16 protein-coding genes are annotated in these 15,704 nt (G+C 74.0%); 10 read left to right on the top strand and 6 right to left on the bottom strand.

The window, feature by feature from the left end:
- The first annotated feature begins 281 nt into the window (after positions 1–281).
- Positions 282–569: a hypothetical protein gene (locus tag AB0637_RS20260; RefSeq protein ID WP_366174496.1), complete on the top strand. Its 288-nt coding sequence runs from the start codon at positions 282–284 to the stop codon at positions 567–569.
- On the opposite strand, the gene AB0637_RS20265 is transcribed toward AB0637_RS20260, so the two are convergent.
- A complete protein-coding gene (locus AB0637_RS20265; protein ID WP_366174497.1) occupies positions 556–945 on the bottom strand; it encodes a RidA family protein in 390 nt (129 codons plus the stop codon). The genes AB0637_RS20260 and AB0637_RS20265 overlap by 14 nt on opposite strands.
- Before the next feature lie 53 nt (positions 946–998).
- Between AB0637_RS20265 and AB0637_RS20270 the strand changes: the two genes are divergently transcribed.
- Entirely contained in the window at positions 999–1,526 is a 528-nt protein-coding gene (locus AB0637_RS20270) for an isochorismatase family protein (RefSeq protein ID WP_366174498.1), read from the top strand.
- Here the strand turns inward: AB0637_RS20270 and AB0637_RS20275 are convergent.
- Together AB0637_RS20275 and AB0637_RS20280 are read right to left on the bottom strand one after the other, a co-directional pair.
- The gene (locus tag AB0637_RS20275) at positions 1,515–2,159 is read right to left on the bottom strand and encodes an FCD domain-containing protein (RefSeq protein ID WP_366174499.1); all 645 of its coding nucleotides are present in this window, start codon (positions 2,157–2,159) and stop codon (positions 1,515–1,517) included. The two genes, AB0637_RS20270 and AB0637_RS20275, sit on opposite strands and share 12 nt — an antisense overlap.
- Positions 2,156–2,890 carry an SDR family NAD(P)-dependent oxidoreductase gene (locus AB0637_RS20280; RefSeq protein WP_366174500.1) on the bottom strand — a complete coding sequence of 245 codons (735 nt, stop codon included), beginning with the start codon at positions 2,888–2,890 and terminating at the stop codon, positions 2,156–2,158. Before AB0637_RS20280 ends, AB0637_RS20275 begins: the two co-directional genes overlap by 4 nt.
- Before the next feature lie 63 nt (positions 2,891–2,953).
- Here AB0637_RS20280 and AB0637_RS20285 point away from each other — a divergent pair, with 63 nt between their 5' ends.
- The 4 genes from AB0637_RS20285 to AB0637_RS20300 all read left to right on the top strand — a co-directional run bounded on the left by AB0637_RS20285 (position 2,954) and on the right by AB0637_RS20300 (position 6,641).
- The gene (locus tag AB0637_RS20285) at positions 2,954–3,706 is read left to right on the top strand and encodes an SDR family NAD(P)-dependent oxidoreductase (protein WP_366174501.1); all 753 of its coding nucleotides are present in this window, start codon (positions 2,954–2,956) and stop codon (positions 3,704–3,706) included.
- A gap of 125 nt (positions 3,707–3,831) precedes the next feature.
- On the top strand, positions 3,832–4,362 hold the full coding sequence (locus AB0637_RS20290; RefSeq protein ID WP_366174502.1) for a hypothetical protein: 531 nt from the start codon (positions 3,832–3,834) through the stop codon (positions 4,360–4,362).
- A gap of 102 nt (positions 4,363–4,464) precedes the next feature.
- On the top strand, positions 4,465–5,637 hold the full coding sequence (locus AB0637_RS20295; protein WP_366174503.1) for an MFS transporter: 1,173 nt from the start codon (positions 4,465–4,467) through the stop codon (positions 5,635–5,637).
- Between the two features lie 65 nt (positions 5,638–5,702).
- Complete coding sequence (locus AB0637_RS20300) at positions 5,703–6,641, top strand: matrixin family metalloprotease (RefSeq protein ID WP_366174504.1); 939 nt, start codon at positions 5,703–5,705, stop codon at positions 6,639–6,641.
- Positions 6,642–6,651: 10 nt separating this feature from the next.
- Here the strand turns inward: AB0637_RS20300 and AB0637_RS20305 are convergent, their stop codons facing one another.
- A complete protein-coding gene (locus tag AB0637_RS20305; protein ID WP_366174505.1) occupies positions 6,652–7,500 on the bottom strand; it encodes an IclR family transcriptional regulator in 849 nt (282 codons plus the stop codon).
- A gap of 42 nt (positions 7,501–7,542) precedes the next feature.
- A complete protein-coding gene (locus tag AB0637_RS20310; protein WP_366174506.1) occupies positions 7,543–8,469 on the bottom strand; it encodes an exopolyphosphatase in 927 nt (308 codons plus the stop codon).
- Between the two features lie 165 nt (positions 8,470–8,634).
- On the opposite strand from AB0637_RS20310, the gene AB0637_RS20315 reads away from it, so the two are divergent.
- The 4 genes from AB0637_RS20315 (at position 8,635) to AB0637_RS20330 (ending at position 11,845) form a co-directional block, all read left to right on the top strand.
- Complete coding sequence (locus AB0637_RS20315) at positions 8,635–8,970, top strand: L-rhamnose mutarotase (protein WP_366174507.1); 336 nt, start codon at positions 8,635–8,637, stop codon at positions 8,968–8,970.
- Positions 8,971–9,033: 63 nt separating this feature from the next.
- Complete coding sequence (locus tag AB0637_RS20320) at positions 9,034–10,350, top strand: MFS transporter (protein WP_366174508.1); 1,317 nt, start codon at positions 9,034–9,036, stop codon at positions 10,348–10,350.
- Positions 10,351–10,381: 31 nt separating this feature from the next.
- Positions 10,382–11,386 carry a LacI family DNA-binding transcriptional regulator gene (locus AB0637_RS20325; RefSeq protein ID WP_366174509.1) on the top strand — a complete coding sequence of 335 codons (1,005 nt, stop codon included), beginning with the start codon at positions 10,382–10,384 and terminating at the stop codon, positions 11,384–11,386.
- 36 nt (positions 11,387–11,422) lie between these two features.
- On the top strand, positions 11,423–11,845 hold the full coding sequence (locus AB0637_RS20330; RefSeq protein ID WP_366174510.1) for a Dabb family protein: 423 nt from the start codon (positions 11,423–11,425) through the stop codon (positions 11,843–11,845).
- 14 nt (positions 11,846–11,859) lie between these two features.
- Here the strand turns inward: AB0637_RS20330 and AB0637_RS20335 are convergent, their stop codons facing one another.
- Positions 11,860–15,279 carry a pyruvate carboxylase gene (locus AB0637_RS20335; RefSeq protein ID WP_366174511.1) on the bottom strand — a complete coding sequence of 1,140 codons (3,420 nt, stop codon included), beginning with the start codon at positions 15,277–15,279 and terminating at the stop codon, positions 11,860–11,862.
- Positions 15,280–15,704: the final 425 nt, after the last annotated feature.

A 15,704-nucleotide genomic window follows, 5' to 3' on the forward strand; every position in this document is an offset into this window, starting at 1 on the left:
AAACCGAGGACCGCCCTGGAGGACGTGCACCGTCGATTGGCCGCAGGAGACTTTCCTCAGCCGTGACCACAGAGGGACGTCACGGTCATCCCGCGTTGTGCGCGCAGTCGTGGCGACCGGCACCTACTCAGCCCTGCGACTGTCACCGAAGTCTTGACACATGAAGTGTCACCGATGTCTTGATGCAGAACTGTCACCGATGTCCTGAGACATCACAGTCTCGTTGAGCAGCTCCACGCGACCACTTCGTACAGGTGTTCGAACTCTGGCACAGTGGTCGGGTGGCGGGGGGACAGTTGCGCAGGAACGGGCAGCGCCCCCTCTACGAGGTCGTGCGCCGGCAGCAGGTCCTGAGCGAGCAGCAGACCCGCGGGGAGCTGCCCGCCGCCCGGCACTGCTGGGTCCAGGCCCCCGACGGGGGTGAGCCGTGGCCGGGAGTCGTGGTGGCGTGGGTGCGCGGACCTGAGGGCTGGCGCGGGCGCGTCGTCTACGTCGTGCCGGGGGAGGAGCCCGTCGTCGTCGAGGCGTGGGTGGAGGCCGAGCACCTGCGCCCCGTCACCGGACGATGACGGCGTCCGCCTCGATCTCGACGAGCAGCCGGGGGTCGATGAGGGCGCGCACCTCGACCATGGTCGAGGCGGGCCGGACGTGCCCGAAGAACTCGCCGTGCACGCGCCCGACCTCCTCCCAGCGCGAGATGTCGGTGACGAACATGCGGGTCCGCACGACGTCCTCGAGGGTCGCGCCGGCCTCCAGCAGGGCCGCCCGGATCCGCGTGAGGCTGACGCGGGTCTGCTCGGCGAGGTCGTCACCGCCGGCCGGACCGTCGGGCGTGGCGGCGGTGGTGCCGGCGACGCTCACGTGGTCGCCGACGCGGACGGCGCGCGAGTAGCCGACCGCGGCCTCCCACGGACCCCCGCTGGAGATCAGCTGTCGAGTGCTCACGACTGCACTGTGCCGCACGGGCGGGGTGCACGTCCCCGGGTAACGTCGCGGACGTGACCGACCCCTGGCTCGTGCTCGTCGACCTGCAGCGCATCTTCGGCGCGCCCGACAGCCCGTGGGCGGCCCCACGCTTCGACGCCGCGGCCGCGACCTGCGCCCGGCTCGCCGAACGCTTCGCACCGCGCGTCGTCCTCACCCGCTTCGTCGCGCCCGAACGGCCGACCGGCGCGTGGGGTCCGTACTACGAGCGGTTCCCCTTCGCCCTCGTCCCCGCCGACGACCCCCTCTACGACCTCGTGGACCCGTTCGCGGGCAGCGGGTTCGAGGTCGTGACGCGCACGACGTTCGGCAAGTGGGGCCCCGAGCTGGCGGCCGTGACGGGCGGGGCGCCCCTCGTCGTCGGCGGGGTCTCGACCGACTGCTGCGTCCTGTCCACCGTCCTGCCGGCCGCCGACGACGGCGTGGGGGTCACGGTCGTCGCCGACGCGTGCGCCGGGGCGAGCGACGACGACCACGTCCGGGCCCTCGACGCGCTGCGGCTGTACGCGCCGCTGGTGGAGGTCGTCGACTCACTGCCGTGAGGTGCGGGTGACGATCTCGCGCACGAGCGCACCCGCCGCGGTGGCGTCGCCGTCGGCGACCGCCGCCGCCAGGTCGGCGTGCAGCCGCACGTCGCGGGCCCGCGGGGGGACGGTCGCACGGTCGCGGACGGCGAGTGCGACGACGGCGCCGAGCGTCACGACCATCGGGTTCCCGCACGCGCGCAGCACCTCCTCGTGCAGGGCCGCGTCCCAGCGGGCGAACTCCTGCGGCGCGGCGCCGAACGCGGCGGCCAGTCCTCGCAGCCGGTCCCGCGTCGCCGCGTCCGCCCGCCGGGCCGCCGCCTGCGCCGCAGCGGGTTCGACGGCCTCGCGCAGTTCCCGCAGCTCCCGCAGCTGGTCCGCGCGGTCCGGTCCGGCCAGGCGCCAGCGCACCACGTGCGGGTCGAGCAGGTTCCACCGTTCCCTCGGCTGCACCACGAGACCGACGCGCGGGCCCGCCGTGAGGAACCCGAGGGCCACGAGCACCCGGGTGGCCTCGCGGACGATGCTGCGCGAGGCGAGGGTCTCCTCGACGAGCGCGTCGACCGAGGTCCGCGCGCCCGTCGGCAGGTCGCCCGCGACCACGGCCGCGCCCACGTGGTCGAGGACCCGCGCGAACGCGGGGCTGCTCACCGCTGGACGACGGGCGAGACGACGAGTTCGTCGATCCGGACGTGGGCGGGGGAGTCGAGCACGAACTGCACCGTGCGCGCGATGTCGTCGGGCGTGAGCATGCGCTCGCGGGCCGCGGCGTCGGGGACGTTCGGACGCTGGTCGAGGAAGTCCGTCGCGACGTCCCCGGGGCACAGGTGGCAGGCGCGCACCCCGTGCCCGGCCTCCGTCGCGTTGAGGGTCCGGACGACCGACCCGAGGGCGGTCTTGCTGGCGGAGTAGGCGACCCCCGCGCTCGGGTGGAACGACCACCCCGCGTACGACGACACGACGACGGCGACCCCGGAACTCGCGCGCAGGTCCGGCAGCGTCGCGTCGAGCACCGTGACGACGGCGCCGAGGTTCACGGCGACGACGTCGTGGAACGTGGCGATCTCCTGGTCGTCCCAGTTCCGCCGCGGCGTGTTCCTCCCGGCGGCGAGCACGAGCCCGTCGATCCGTCCGAACTCGCCGACGACCCGTTCCCGGGCGGCGCGGACGGCCTCGCCGTCGCGCACGTCGAGGGGGAGTTCGAGGCAGGTGCCGCCCGCTGCGACCGCCGTCTCGTGCAGTGCGTCCGCGCGCCGGCCGCTGAGGGCCACCGTCCAGCCCGCCGCCACGGCCGAGCGCGCGACCGCCCGCCCCATGCCCGATCCCGCTCCCGTGATCCACAGGACCCGTTCCACGCCCGTCTCCTCCGCTCGCCCGTCCACCTGAACAGTGTGCTCATCAACAGTATGCTCATTGCGCTGGCTCACCGACGAGAGGACCTCCCCGTGCACCTCGACCTGTCCGACCGCGTCGTCGTCGTCACCGGCGCCGGCCGCGGCATCGGCCGCACGCTGGCGCAGCGGTTCGCCGCCGAGGGCGCGCACGTCGCGGCCCTCGACCTCGCCTTCGAGGACGACCTCCCGCAGGGGATCGTCCGGACCGCCTGCGACGTCACCGATCCGGTGTCCGTGCAGGCCGCCGTCGACACCGTCGTCGACCGCTGGGGAACGATCGACGTCCTCGTGAACAACGCCGGGATCAACGTCGACGGCCGGGTCGCCGACCTCACCTGGGACCGGTTCCGCCGGTGCCTGGAGGTCAACGTGGGCGGGGTGTTCCTCGTCAGCCAGGCCGTCGCCGAGGTGATGAAACCGCGCCGCCGCGGGCGCATCCTCAACGCCGCGTCCTTCGCCGCGATCGTCCCCAGCGTCGGCAGCGCCGCCTACGCGGCCTCCAAGGCCGCCGTCGTCCAGTTCACGCGCGTCCTGGCCTCCGAACTCGGCCCGTACGAGGTCACCGTCAACGCCTACGCCCCCGGCATGGTCCCCACCGCCATGAACGGTTTCGCCGACCTGCCGCCGGCCGCCGCGGGCGAACTCCTCGACACCCTCTCCCTGCGGCGGTGGGAGAGCCCCGACGACGTTGCGGACCTGCTCGTGTTCCTCGCCAGCGACGCCGCCTCCTACATCACCGGCACCCTCGTCGACGTCTCCGGCGGCAAGCTCGCCACCCAGATCCCGGCGCGCGCCCACCGGTAGCGGGTGGAGGTCCCTCCACCCGGGGGATCCACCCGTGACCGGCCCAGCGATCGATGCCCGGGGGTGCCCACCCGCGGGACGGTCCTCGTGTCCACACCGCGACCGTCGACCACCAGGAGCCCCCGATGGACCTCACCACCTCCCTCCTCATCAGCCTCACGATGATCGTCACGACGCTGCTGGCCGACCGCGGCGTCCGTCCCGTCGGGTGGGGGCGCGTGCTGCGGCCGCTGCTCATCGGTGGCCCCATCGCCCTGTGCTTCGCCTCCCACGTCGTGACCCACGGCGTCGGGCTCGCCGTCGAGGTGGCCGGCGCCCTGGCCGGCCTCGCGCTGGGAGCCGGCGCCGTCGCCCTGGCCCGCGTCGGCCGCGACGAGGCCACCGGCGAGGTCGTCACCCGCATCGGCGCCGGCTACCTCGCCTTCTGGATCGGCGCCTGCGTCCTGCGGTTCGTCGTCAGCTACGGCGCCCAGCACTCGTTCGGACAGCAGTGGGGCACCTGGCTGTACCTGCACGGCGTCGCGGTGGGCGACATCGCCGCGGTCATCGGCAACGCCATCGTCTTCTCCGTCCTCGGGATGCTGCTGGCCCGCTCCGCCGGGATCGTCCTGCGCACCCGCGGCGCCCGCACCGCCGAGTTCGCCCTCGCTCGCTGAGGTTCCCGCCGGCCGGTTCGCCGCGCAGGACCCCGACCCGCCCGGGTCGGGGTCCTCCGTGGTGGTGGGGCGTTCCGGGGGAACCTCTGCGAGGGTGCTGCGGTGCCCACCCCGTCCGGACCCGTCCTCGGCGGGTGGCGCTCCCTCGCCGCGGTGTACGCCCCCGCGGCGCTCTTCAGCACCAGCCAGGGCGCTGTCCTCCCCGTCCTGCCCCTCACGGCCCGCGACCTCGGCGCCTCCGTCGCGGTGTCGGCCGTCGTCGTCGCCCTCCTCGGCGTCGGGCAGGTGGCGGGCGCCCTGCCCGCCGGTGCCCTCGTCACCCGCACCGGTGAACGCGTCGCCATGCTCGCCGCGGCGGTCCTCTCCGCCCTCGCGCTCGCGGGGGCAGCCGTCGCGCCGTCCGAACCCGTCCTCGCGGTCTGCGTCCTGGCCCTCGGCCTGGCCGCCGCCGTGTGGGGTCTGGCGCGGCAGTCCTTCCTCACGGCCGCCGCCCCGCCGCACCTGCGCGCCCGGGCCCTGTCCACCCTCGGGGGCGTCGGACGCATCGGGACGTTCGTCGGTCCCTTCCTCGGCGCCGCGGGCAGCGCCGTGGCCGGGGTGCGCGGTTCCTACGCCGTGGCCGTCGTCGCCTGCGCGCTCGCCGCCGCCGTCGTCCTCCTCCTGCCCGACCCCGAGCTCGACGAGGCCGACCACGGTCCGGCGCCGACGTTGCGCGAGGTCTTCCGCGCCCACGCCCGGCTGCTCGCCACGCTCGGGGTCGCGGCGCTCGCGGTCCAGGCCGTGCGTCAGTCACGGCAGACCGTGCTCCCGCTGTGGTGCGACCACGTGGGTCTCGACGCCACGACGACGAGCCTCGTCGCGGGGGTCTCCGGGGCCGTCGACATGCTGCTCTTCTACCCGGCCGGTTCCGTCATGGACCGGGTCGGCCGCGCGGCCGTGGGGGTGCCGTCGATGCTCGTGCTCGCCGTCGGTCACGTCCTGCTGCCGTTCTCCCACAGCGCTGTGACGGTCGCGCTCGTCGGCATCGTCATGGGGTTCGGCAACGGCATGGGCGCCGGCCTCGTCATGACGCTCGGCGCGGACCACGCCCCACCCGGCGGCCGGGCGGTGTTCCTCGGGGCGTGGCGGCTGGTGACGGACACCGGCGCCGCGTCGGGGCCGCTGCTCGTGGGGGCGCTCGCGGGTGCCGGTGGACTGGTCCTCGCCACCGGAGGGGTCGCGGTGCTGGCGGTGGCCGCCGCCGCCGGCCTGTTCCGCTTCGTGCCCCGCCGCTGAGCCGTCCGGGGCACCCGGTCCCGTGACGGGCCCCCGCAGGGGAGTCACCGGGTGATGCTGGTGGGGTGCCACCGGTCGACCCGCTCCACCCGCCCGACCTCCCCGACGTCCCCCGGTCCCCGACCGGCCGCGTCCCGCAGTGGGTCCTCGACGAGGCGACCGGTCGGACCGTCGCCGACACCGGCTGGCTCAGCGCTCCCACCGCTCGGGTCCGCCGTCGCCGTCGCCGGCCGCTCGTGCTGGGTGCCGTGGCGGCCGCGGTCCTCGTCCTCGCCGTCGGGGCCGGCGCCCTGGGGGACGTCACGTCCACGGCGGGTGCACCGGCCGGGACCACCGCCGCGTTCCCGGTCGCGCGGGACGGGCAGGACACCCCGCTCGGCACCCCCGCCCCCGTCGCCGTCGGCAGCGACCACTGGAAACCCCTCGCCACCGACGCCGACGGACAGCCCGTCCGCTGGGACCCCTGCCGGCCCGTGCACTTCGTCGTCAACCCCGCGGGGATGCCCGAGGGTGGGCGGGCCGTGCTCGACGCGGCCGTCGCGCGCGTCAGCCGGGCCACGGGTCTGCAGTTCGTCGACGACGGCGAGACCGACGACACCGACCGCACCTCACCGGTGCAGGAGGGGTGGATCCGGTCCTCGTGGGCGCCCGTCCTCGTGCGCTGGAACCTGCCGGCCGAGCACGCGGAGGAACCCGAGGGGGAGTCCCGTGTCATGGGCCGCGCCGGCCCGATCACCGTCACCACCCCGGCCGGACGCACTGTGGACGTGTCCGGCACGGTCGGGCTCACGGTGGACGGCGCCTCGCTCGACCCCTCCCGGCCGGCCGAGGCCGCGCTCATGGAGTCGGTTTGGCTGCACGAGTTCGCCCACCTCGTCGGGCTCGACCACGTCAACGACCCCGGCCAGCTCATGAACCCGTCGATGTCGGGCGTCACCGACTACGCCGCAGGCGACCTGACCGGGCTCGCAACCCTGGGGACGGGGTCGTGCCTGGGGACGTGAGCCCCCGGGTTCAGCGGATGCCGGCCGCCCGCAGGTCGGCTGCCAGCCGGCCCGCGGCCCGCACGAGCACCCCGGCGACGCGCTCGACCTCGGCGTCGGTGGCGACCTCGGCGGGCAGGCTGCAGCTGAGCGCGTCCGTCGCCGGGATGCGGTACTCCACGCGGACGCCGACGCAGACCGTCCCGGGCAGGTTCTGACCGCGTTCCACGGCCCACCCACGCCGGCGGACCTCGGCGAGTTCGGCCTCCAGGGCGGTCCGGTCGGGGACGGTGTCCGGCGTCAGCGCGGGGAGGACGTCACCGGGCAGGAGGGTGTCGAGTTCGGTCGCGGTCCGTTCCGACAGCAGCGCCTTGCCGAGGGCGGTCGCGTACGCCGGCAGGAACCGGCCGACGCGGGAGTGGGTCCGGTGCGCGTCGGGGGCCTCGCGCGTGGCGAGGTACACGACGTTCCCGGCCCCCCTCCCCGGTCCCGCGCCGCCCGGTTCCAGCCGCGCGACGTGGGTCGTGCAGCGCGTCTCGTCCCGCACGGCCTCGACGGCCGCGAGCGCGTGGGGCAGCGCCGGATCACGGTCGAGGTACGCCGTCCCGGTGAGCAGCGCCTGCGACCCGATGCCGTACCCGTCCGCCGGCCCGGCCGGGGGTTCGATCCACCGCAGGTCCACGAGGGTGCGCAGCAACGCGTGCAGGGACGAGCGCGGGTACCCGGTGCGCTCCTGCAGCTGCGCCACCGTCAGGACGTAGGGCGGTTGCGCCAGGGCCTGCAGGATCCGGACGGTGCGCTCGGCCGACTTGACCGGCCCGCGTCCGGCGTCGCCGCCCGCCGCCGCGTCCTCCTCGTGGTCCACCCCGTGATCGCCCACACCCCACCTCCGGGACCGGAGTCTAGGAGCACGGGACGGGGGTCAACGGGCGCGCAGCTTCCCGACGAGTTCGCCGAGCACGCGCTCGGAGTCCTCGTGCGGCACCTGGCAGGTGCCGGCCGCGAGGTGCCCGCCACCGCCGTACTCCAGGCACACCCCGCCGACGTCGACGGGTGAGGTGCGGTCCACGATCGACTTGCCGATGGCGAAGACGGTGTTGAGCTTGGCCCGGCCCCACATGACGTGCATCGAGACCCGTGCCTGGGGGAAGAGGGCGTAGACGAAGAACCGGTTCCCGGCGTGGATCGTCTCCTCCTCGCGCAGGTCCAGGACCGCCACGTCGCCGTGGAGGGTGGTGACGCGCTCGAGCTGGGCCATGAACAGGTCCGCCTGCGCCTGGAACAGCTCGACGCGCTCGGCCACGTCGGGCAGCGCGAGGATCTCCTCGACGTCCTGGTAGTCGATGCAGGCGTCGATCAGCTGCATCATCAACTGGTAGTTCGAGATGCGGAAGTCGCGGAACCGCCCCAGACCCGTGCGCGAGTCCATGAGGAAGTTCAGCAGGGTCCAGCCGGTGGGTTCGAGGATCTCGCTGACGTCGTACTGCGCGGCGTCGGCCTGGTCGACGGCGCGCATCAGCTCGTCGGAGATCTTGGGGAAGCGGTCCGGGCCCCCGAAGTGGTCGTACACGACGCGCGCGGCGGACGGGGCGTCGGCGTCGATGACGTGGTTGGTGGCCCCGGCGTTGCGCAGCGTCTCGGAGTGGTGGTGGTCGAAGACGAGGTGCGCCCGCGGGTCGTAGGGCAGGTTCGTGAGGATGTCCCGGCCCGTCACCTCCACGACGCCGTCCTGCACGTCCTTGGGGTGCACGAAGGTGATCTCGTCGACGAGGTCGAGCTGGCGCAGCAGGACGGCGCAGACGAGCCCGTCGAAGTCGCTGCGGGTCACGAGACGGTAGGTGTCGCTCACACCCGGCTCATCGGCGGCCACGGCCCCACTCTTGATCGGTCGGGCCCGACTTGTCGCCCGGACGGGTGTCGCGCGCTCCTTGACGCGGTGGGAAAGCGGCGTCCAGACTCTCACCCGACGCTTTGAATCGTGTCAGAGCGGGTCGACGGAGACCGGGGTGACGTGGTGGTGGAACGGGCGTGCTTCCTGCTGCACCTGCGGCCCGAGCTCGTGGAGGAGTACCTGCGGGTCCACGAGGACGTCTGGCCCGAGGTGCTGGACGGGTTGCGCCGCACGGGGTGGCGCAACTACTCGCTCTTCCTGCGCGCGCAGGACGGGCTCGTCGTCGGGTACTGCGAGACCGACGACTTCGAGACCGCGACGGCCGCCATGGACGCGCAGGACGTCTCCGCGCGGTGGGAGGCGACCATGTCGCGCTACTTCCTGCCGCCCGAGGGCGAGCCCGGCCCGGACGGCGAGCGGCCGCGCGAACGGCTCGTGGAGTACTTCCACCTCGACTGACCCCGCGGGGAACCCGCGCGAGGCGGGGCGGGACACGACACGACACGACGAGAGGAGCGGGCGATGGCGCTCGGGGCCAGGTCGACGACGGGCTGGAAGGCGACCGTGGCGGTCGCCATGTCGAACTACATCGAGGCCGGGTCGATCATCGCGATCGCCGTGAGCCTGACGAACTGGCAGGACCGGTTCGGCGTCTCCGACACCGCGGTCGGTCTGCTGGCCGCCCTGTCCGCGAACGCGTTCGGGGCGGCGGTGGGGGCGGCCCTCGGCGGTCCGCTGTGCGACCGCCTGGGCCGCAAGTTCATCTACACCTACGACCTCGTCCTCTACATGGTGGGCGTGCTGCTCGCGACGTTCGCCGTCAGCTACTCCATGCTGCTCGTGGCGTTCGTGCTGACGGGCATCGCCGTCGGGGCCGGGGTTCCGGCGTCCTGGACGTACATCGCGGAGGAAGCTCCCGCGGACCAGCGCGCCCGGCGCGTCGGCACCGCGCAGCTCGCGTGGTCGCTCGGTCCCGTCGTGGGTTTCGCCCTCGCCGTGGCGCTCGGTGGTCTCGGCCTGCTGGGCAACCGGTTGATCTTCGCCCACCTGTTCGTCGTCGCCGCGGTCACGTGGTGGGTGCGGCAGGGGTTGCCGGAGTCGGCGATCTGGAAGGACGAGCGCGCCGCGACCGGTCCCGTGCGGGTCGGTGGTCTGCGCGGGTTGTTCTCCCGCCGGGCGAACCTCACCGCCCTGCTGTTCCTGTTCGGGGTCTACGCGTTCTGGAACACCGTCGCCGGCCAGGCCGGGATCTTCATGCCCCGCGTCTACGCCGCGGCCGGCGTCGAGAGCGCGACCGAGCAGAACCTGCTGCAGGTCCTCGTCTGGGCCTGCACGTGCCTGGCGACCGTCGCGGGGTTCATGCGCTACGGCGACCGCGTCAGCCGGCGCCTGCTGTACGCCGTGGGCGCGGTGATGGGTGTCCTGGCCTGGGCGCTGCTGGTGTTCGCCGACGGGACCCTGCCGACGCTGCTGGGCTACGCGCTGCTGTGGGGTCTGGGGGCGGGCATCGGGGCGCAGGCCTTCTACAGCGTGTGGACGTCGGAGTTGTTCGCGACGCCGTACCGTGCCAGCGCCCAGGGCGTCCTCTTCTTCGCCGCGCGGTGCGCCGTGGGCGTCCTGAGCTACTGGTTCCCGAGCCTGCTGCGCGAGCAGGGCGTCCCCTTCGTCGGGACGCTGATGATCGCGCTGCTCGTGGTGGCGGCCGTCGTCGGGACGGTGTTCGCGCCGCGCACCCAGGGGAAGTCGTTGCAGCAGATCGAGCAGGAGCGCTACGGCGAGGTCGTGGACCTGCCCGCCGACACCCCCGCCGACCGCGCAGCACGCACGGCCCGGCGCTGAGCCCGGCCCCGTCGTCTGCGACATTCAGGTCATGGCCACGGTCAAGGAGGTCGCCCAGCGGGCGGGGGTGTCCCTCGGCACGGTGAGCAACGTGCTCAACCGGCCCGAGGTGGTCTCCGACGCGCTGCGGACCCGCGTGCAGGACGCGATCGCCGAGCTGGGGTTCGTCCGCAACGAGTCCGCGCGCCAGCTGCGCGCCGGGGTCAGCCGCACCATCGCGATGGTCGTCCTCGACGTCGCGAACCCCTTCTTCACCGACGTCATCGCCGGGGCCGAGGAACTGGCCGAACGGCACGACGCGCTCGTCGTCATGTGCAACAGCTCGAACTCGGCCGACCGGGAGGCGCGGCACCTGCGGCGCCTGGACCAGCAGCGCGTCCTCGGCGTCCTGCTCACCCCCGTCCGCGACGCGCCGAGCGCCGCGCTCACGGAGGTGCGCGACCACGGCACGCCCGTCGTGCTCGTCGACCGGGGCGCTGCGGGCGTCGCCGCGCAGGCCTCGGTCGCGGTCGACGACGTCCTGGGGGGCCGCCTCGCGGGGGAGCACCTCGTGGGGGCCGGGCACCGGACCATCGCCTACGTGGGGGTCGCCGCGCCGCTGCGGCAGGTGCAGGACCGCCTGCGCGGGGTGCGCGAGGCCGTCGGCGCCGCGGGGGTCGTCCAGGTCGTCGACGCCACCGTGATGTCCGTCCGGGCGGGGTCGCAGGCCGCGGCCCAGATCCTCGCCGGCCCGGTGCAGGACCGGCCGACGGCGGTGTTCTGCGCCAACGACCTGCTGGCGCTGGGGGTGCTCAACGAGTGCGTCCGCCGCGGGGTGCGGGTGCCGGAGGAACTGGCCGTCGTCGGCTACGACGACATCGGGTTCGCGGCGACCGCGACCGTCCCGCTGACCTCGGTGCGCCAGCCCCGTGAACTCCTGGGCCGCACGGCGGTCGAACTGCTCCTGGCCCAGGTGGAGGGACGTCCGGCCCAGCAGGTCGTCTTCGAACCCGAACTCGTCGTGCGCCGGTCGACGGGCCGGCGTCCCCACCTCTGACCAGCCCCCGCGCACCACCCGTGGCACAGTGCGGACATGTCGAACCCCCTGGCCGGACTGCTCGCCGACGTCGGCGTGCAGGAGTTCACCGCCCGCGACTTCCGTCCCGGCCTCGTCCGCCACGTCGTCCTCTTCCGCTACCACGACGAGGTGACGGCGGCGCAGAAGGAGGAGGTGCTGCAGCGGTTCCGGGCCCTGGCCGACAGCCCCCGGCCCGACGGTCGGCCCTACGTCGTCTCGATCGAGGCCGGCGTCCAGACGAGCGGTGAAGGCGCCGGAGGCGGGTTCGAGCACGGGATCGTCGTGACGTTCGCCTCCGAGGGGGACCGGAACTTCTACGTCGGGACCCCTGTCGTCGACGACCCCGCCCACCAGGACCCCGAGCACGCGCGGTTCAAGGAGTTCGTCAGGCCCTTGCTGGCCGAGGGCGGGGTGCTCGTGTTCGACGTCGTGGTCTGAACGCGGGCGCACGGTCAGGAGACGAGGAGCACCAGGTCCCCGCCGTCCACGTTCTGCACACCGTCGAGCGCGAGCCGGGTGACGGTGCCGGCGCGGGGGGCGGTGATCGCGGCCTCCATCTTCATGGCCTCGATGGTCGCGACGACCTGACCCGCCTCCACCGTGTCGCCGGCGGCGACCTGGAGGGTCACGGTCCCGGCGTACGGCGCGGCCACGTGCGTGGGGTTCGTCGGGTCGGCCTTCTCGGCGGCCTTCACGTCGACGGTCACCGACCGGTCGCGCACCTGCAGCGGCCGCAACTGCCCGTTGAGGGTCGCGAGGACCGTGCGCATGCCGTGGTCGTCGACGTCGGACACCGCTTCGAGGCCGGCGATGAGGTCGACACCGGGTTCGAGGTGGATGACGTGCTCGACGCCGTGCCGCAGACCGTGGAGGGCGTCGAGGGTGTCCAGGACCGACGTGTCGCCGTAGGTGGCCCGGTGGGTCTCGTACTCCTTCGTCGGCCCGGGGAACAGCAGGCGGTTCAGCGTCTTCTGCCGCTCCCGGCCGGGGACGGCGAGCAGCGCGGCGTCCTCGGCGGCGAGGGCCGCCGTCGCGGGTTTCACCGTCCGGCCCGCGAGCGCCTTGGAGCGGAACGGTTCCGGCCAGCCGCCCGGGGGAGTTCCGAGGTCGCCGGCGAGGAACCCGATGACGGAGTCCGGCACGTCGTACGCGGCCGGGTCGTCGGCGAACTTCGCGAACGCCTCGGGGGTGTCGACGCCCTGCGCGACGAGCTGCAGCGCGAGGTCGCCGACGACCTTCGAGCTCGGGGTGACCTTGACGAGCCGGCCGAGGATGCGGTCGGCGGCGGCGTAGGTCGCCTCGATCTGCTCGAACCGCTCCCCGAGCCCCAGGGCGATCGCCTGCTGCCGCAGGTTCGACAGCTGACCGCCGGGGATCTCGTGGTCGTACACGCGGCCCGTGGGACCGGGCAGGCCCGACTCGAACGGCGCGTACACGCGGCGGACGGCCTCGAAGTACGGTTCGAGGTCGGTGGCCGCCCGCAGGTCCAGCGGCGTCTCGCGTTCGGTGTGAGCCGTCGCGGCGACGAGCGCGGACATCGACGGCTGGCTCGTCGTCCCGGACAGCGCCGCGTTCGCGACGTCGACGGCGTCGACCCCCGCGGCGATGGCGGCCGTGAGCGTCGCCAGCTGCCCGCCCGCGGTGTCGTGGGTGTGCAGGTGCACGGGCAGGTCGAACTCGCGGCGCAGGGCGCTCACGAGCCGGGTGGCCGCCGCCGGCCGGAGGAGACCGGCCATGTCCTTGACCGCGAGGACGTGCCCGCCGGCGCGGACGAACTGCTCGGCCAGGCGCAGGTAGTAGTCGAGCGTGTAGAGGGTTTCTGCCGGGTCGGCGAGGTCGCCGGTGTAGCAGAGCGCGACCTCGGCGACGGCGGGGGTCTGGCGGACGGCCTTGACGGCCGGTTCGACCTGCGCGACGTCGTTGAGGGCGTCGAAGATGCGGAACACGTCGACGCCCGTCGCGGCGGCCTCGGCGACGAAGGCGTCGGTGACCTCGGTGGGGTAGGGGGTGTACCCGACGGTGTTGCGCCCGCGCAGGAGCATCTGCAGCGCGATGTTCGGCACCGCCTCGCGCAGGGCGGCCAGCCGGTGCCAGGGGTCCTCGCCGAGGAACCGGAGGGCCACGTCGTACGTGGCCCCGCCCCAGCACTCCAGCGACAGCAGGTCCGGCAGCGTGCGGGCGACGGTGGGGGCGACGGCCAGCAGGTCCCGGGTGCGCACCCGGGTGGCCAGGAGCGACTGGTGGGCGTCGCGGAACGTCGTGTCCGTGACGTGCACGCGCTGCTCGGCGCGCAGCCAGGCGGCGAAACCCGCGGCGCCCAGCTGGTCCAGGCGCTGCTTGGACCCCGCCGGCGGCGCTCCCGCCGTGCTGGTGCGGGGCAGCTTCTCGACGGGTGACGACCCCCGTCCGGCACCCTTCGGGGCCGGACCGTGCGGCTGGTTGACGGTGACGTCGGCGAGGAAGGTCAGCAACCGCGTACCGCGGTCGTTGGACGTCCGGGCCACGGCGAGGTCGGGCCGGTCGGCGATGAACCCCGTGTCGACGCGCCCGGCGAGGAAGTCGGGGTCCTCCAGGACGGCCTGCAGGAAGGAGATGTTCGTCGTGACCCCGCGGATGCGGAACTCGGCGAGGGCGCGGCGGGCGCGCGCCGCCGCCGTCGCGAAGTCGCGACCGCGGCAGGAGAGCTTGACGAGCATCGAGTCGAAGTGGGCGCTCACCTCGCCGCCGGCGACGGCGTTGCCCTCGTCGAGCCGGACCCCGGCGCCACCGGCGGAGCGGTAGGCGGAGATCCGGCCGGTGTCGGGCCGGAACCCGTTGGCGGGGTCCTCGGTCGTGATCCGGCACTGCAGCGCGGCGCCCCGCACCTGCAGGGTGTCCTGCGAGAGCTCCAGGTCGGCGAGCGTCTCGCCCGCGGCGATGCGCAGCTGGGACTGGACGAGGTCGACGTCGGTGATCTCCTCGGTCACCGTGTGCTCGACCTGGATGCGCGGGTTCATCTCGATGAACGCGTGCTCGCCGGCGCGCTCACCGGCGGTGGCGACGAGGAACTCCACGGTCCCGGCGTTGACGTAGCCGATCGCGCGGGCGAAGGCCACGGCGTCGGCGTGCAGCCGCCGCCGGACCGCCTCGTCCAGGTTCGGGGCCGGGGCCAGTTCGATGACCTTCTGGTGGCGGCGCTGCAGGGAGCAGTCCCGCTCGAAGAGGTGGACGACCTCGCCGGTGGCGTCGGCCAGGACCTGCACCTCGACGTGGCGGGGGCGCAGGACCGCCCGTTCGAGGAACACGGTCGGGTCGCCGAAGGCGCCGTCGGCCTCGCGCATGGCGGCCGCCAGGGCGTCGGGCAGGGCCGCGGGCGTCTCCACGAGGCGCATGCCCCGGCCCCCGCCGCCGGCGACGGCCTTGACGAAGACGGGGAAGCCGACCGCCTCCGCGGCGGCGACGAGCTCGTCGGGGTCCGCCGACGGCGCGGAGGAGGGGTTGGTGGCGATGCCCGCCGCGCGGGCCGCGGCGACCGCCGTGACCTTGTTGCCGGCCATCTCCAGCACGCCCGGCGGGGGGCCGACGAACGTGATGCCGTGCTCGGCGCAGGCCCGGGCCAGGTCGGGGTTCTCCGACAGGAAGCCGTAGCCGGGGTAGACCGCGTCGGCCCCGGAGGCGCGGGCGACGCGGACGATCTCGTCGACGTCGAGGTAGGCGCGCACGGGGTGCCCGCGCTCGCCGATGAGGTAGGACTCGTCCGCCTTGAGGCGGTGGACCGACGCGCGGTCCTCGTGGGCGAAGACCGCGACGGTCCGCGCGCCCAGTTCGTAGGCCGCCCGGAACGCCCGTACTGCGATCTCACCGCGGTTGGCCACCAGGACCTTGCTGAACATGCCGAGGATCTCCCGTCGTCGCCGTCGTCGCCGATGCCGTCACTCTGACCGAGCCGCGCAGCGCGGGCAAGGGTCCTTCCTCGTGAAGAACCGGCCATCTTCACGGACCGGGGCGCTCGTCCGTCCCGTTCCGCGGCGAGGGGCGGGCTCCAGCGTGAATCCACCGCTCCTCGTCCTCTGCGCGAGAGATCCGGGGCACCTTCCGGACCCGCCGCGCGGGCCTCCGTCCGGCCGCGAGGCGCCGTCGAGCGACGCGACATCTAGTGGGGGGATGACCGCGGCGACCCCAGGTGTTGTGGAGGAGGGTGTGGACGAGGTGGGGACGGGGGTGGGGACGGCTGTGGAGGACACGCCGACGCGGAACGACACGCCGACCACCCTCCGTGTTCAGTTGATGACTTCGTGTGTCACTCACAGGGGTGCAC

It is taken from the genome of Kineococcus sp. NPDC059986, from assembly GCF_040702905.1.
Classification (GTDB): Bacteria; Actinomycetota; Actinomycetes; order Actinomycetales; family Kineococcaceae; genus Kineococcus.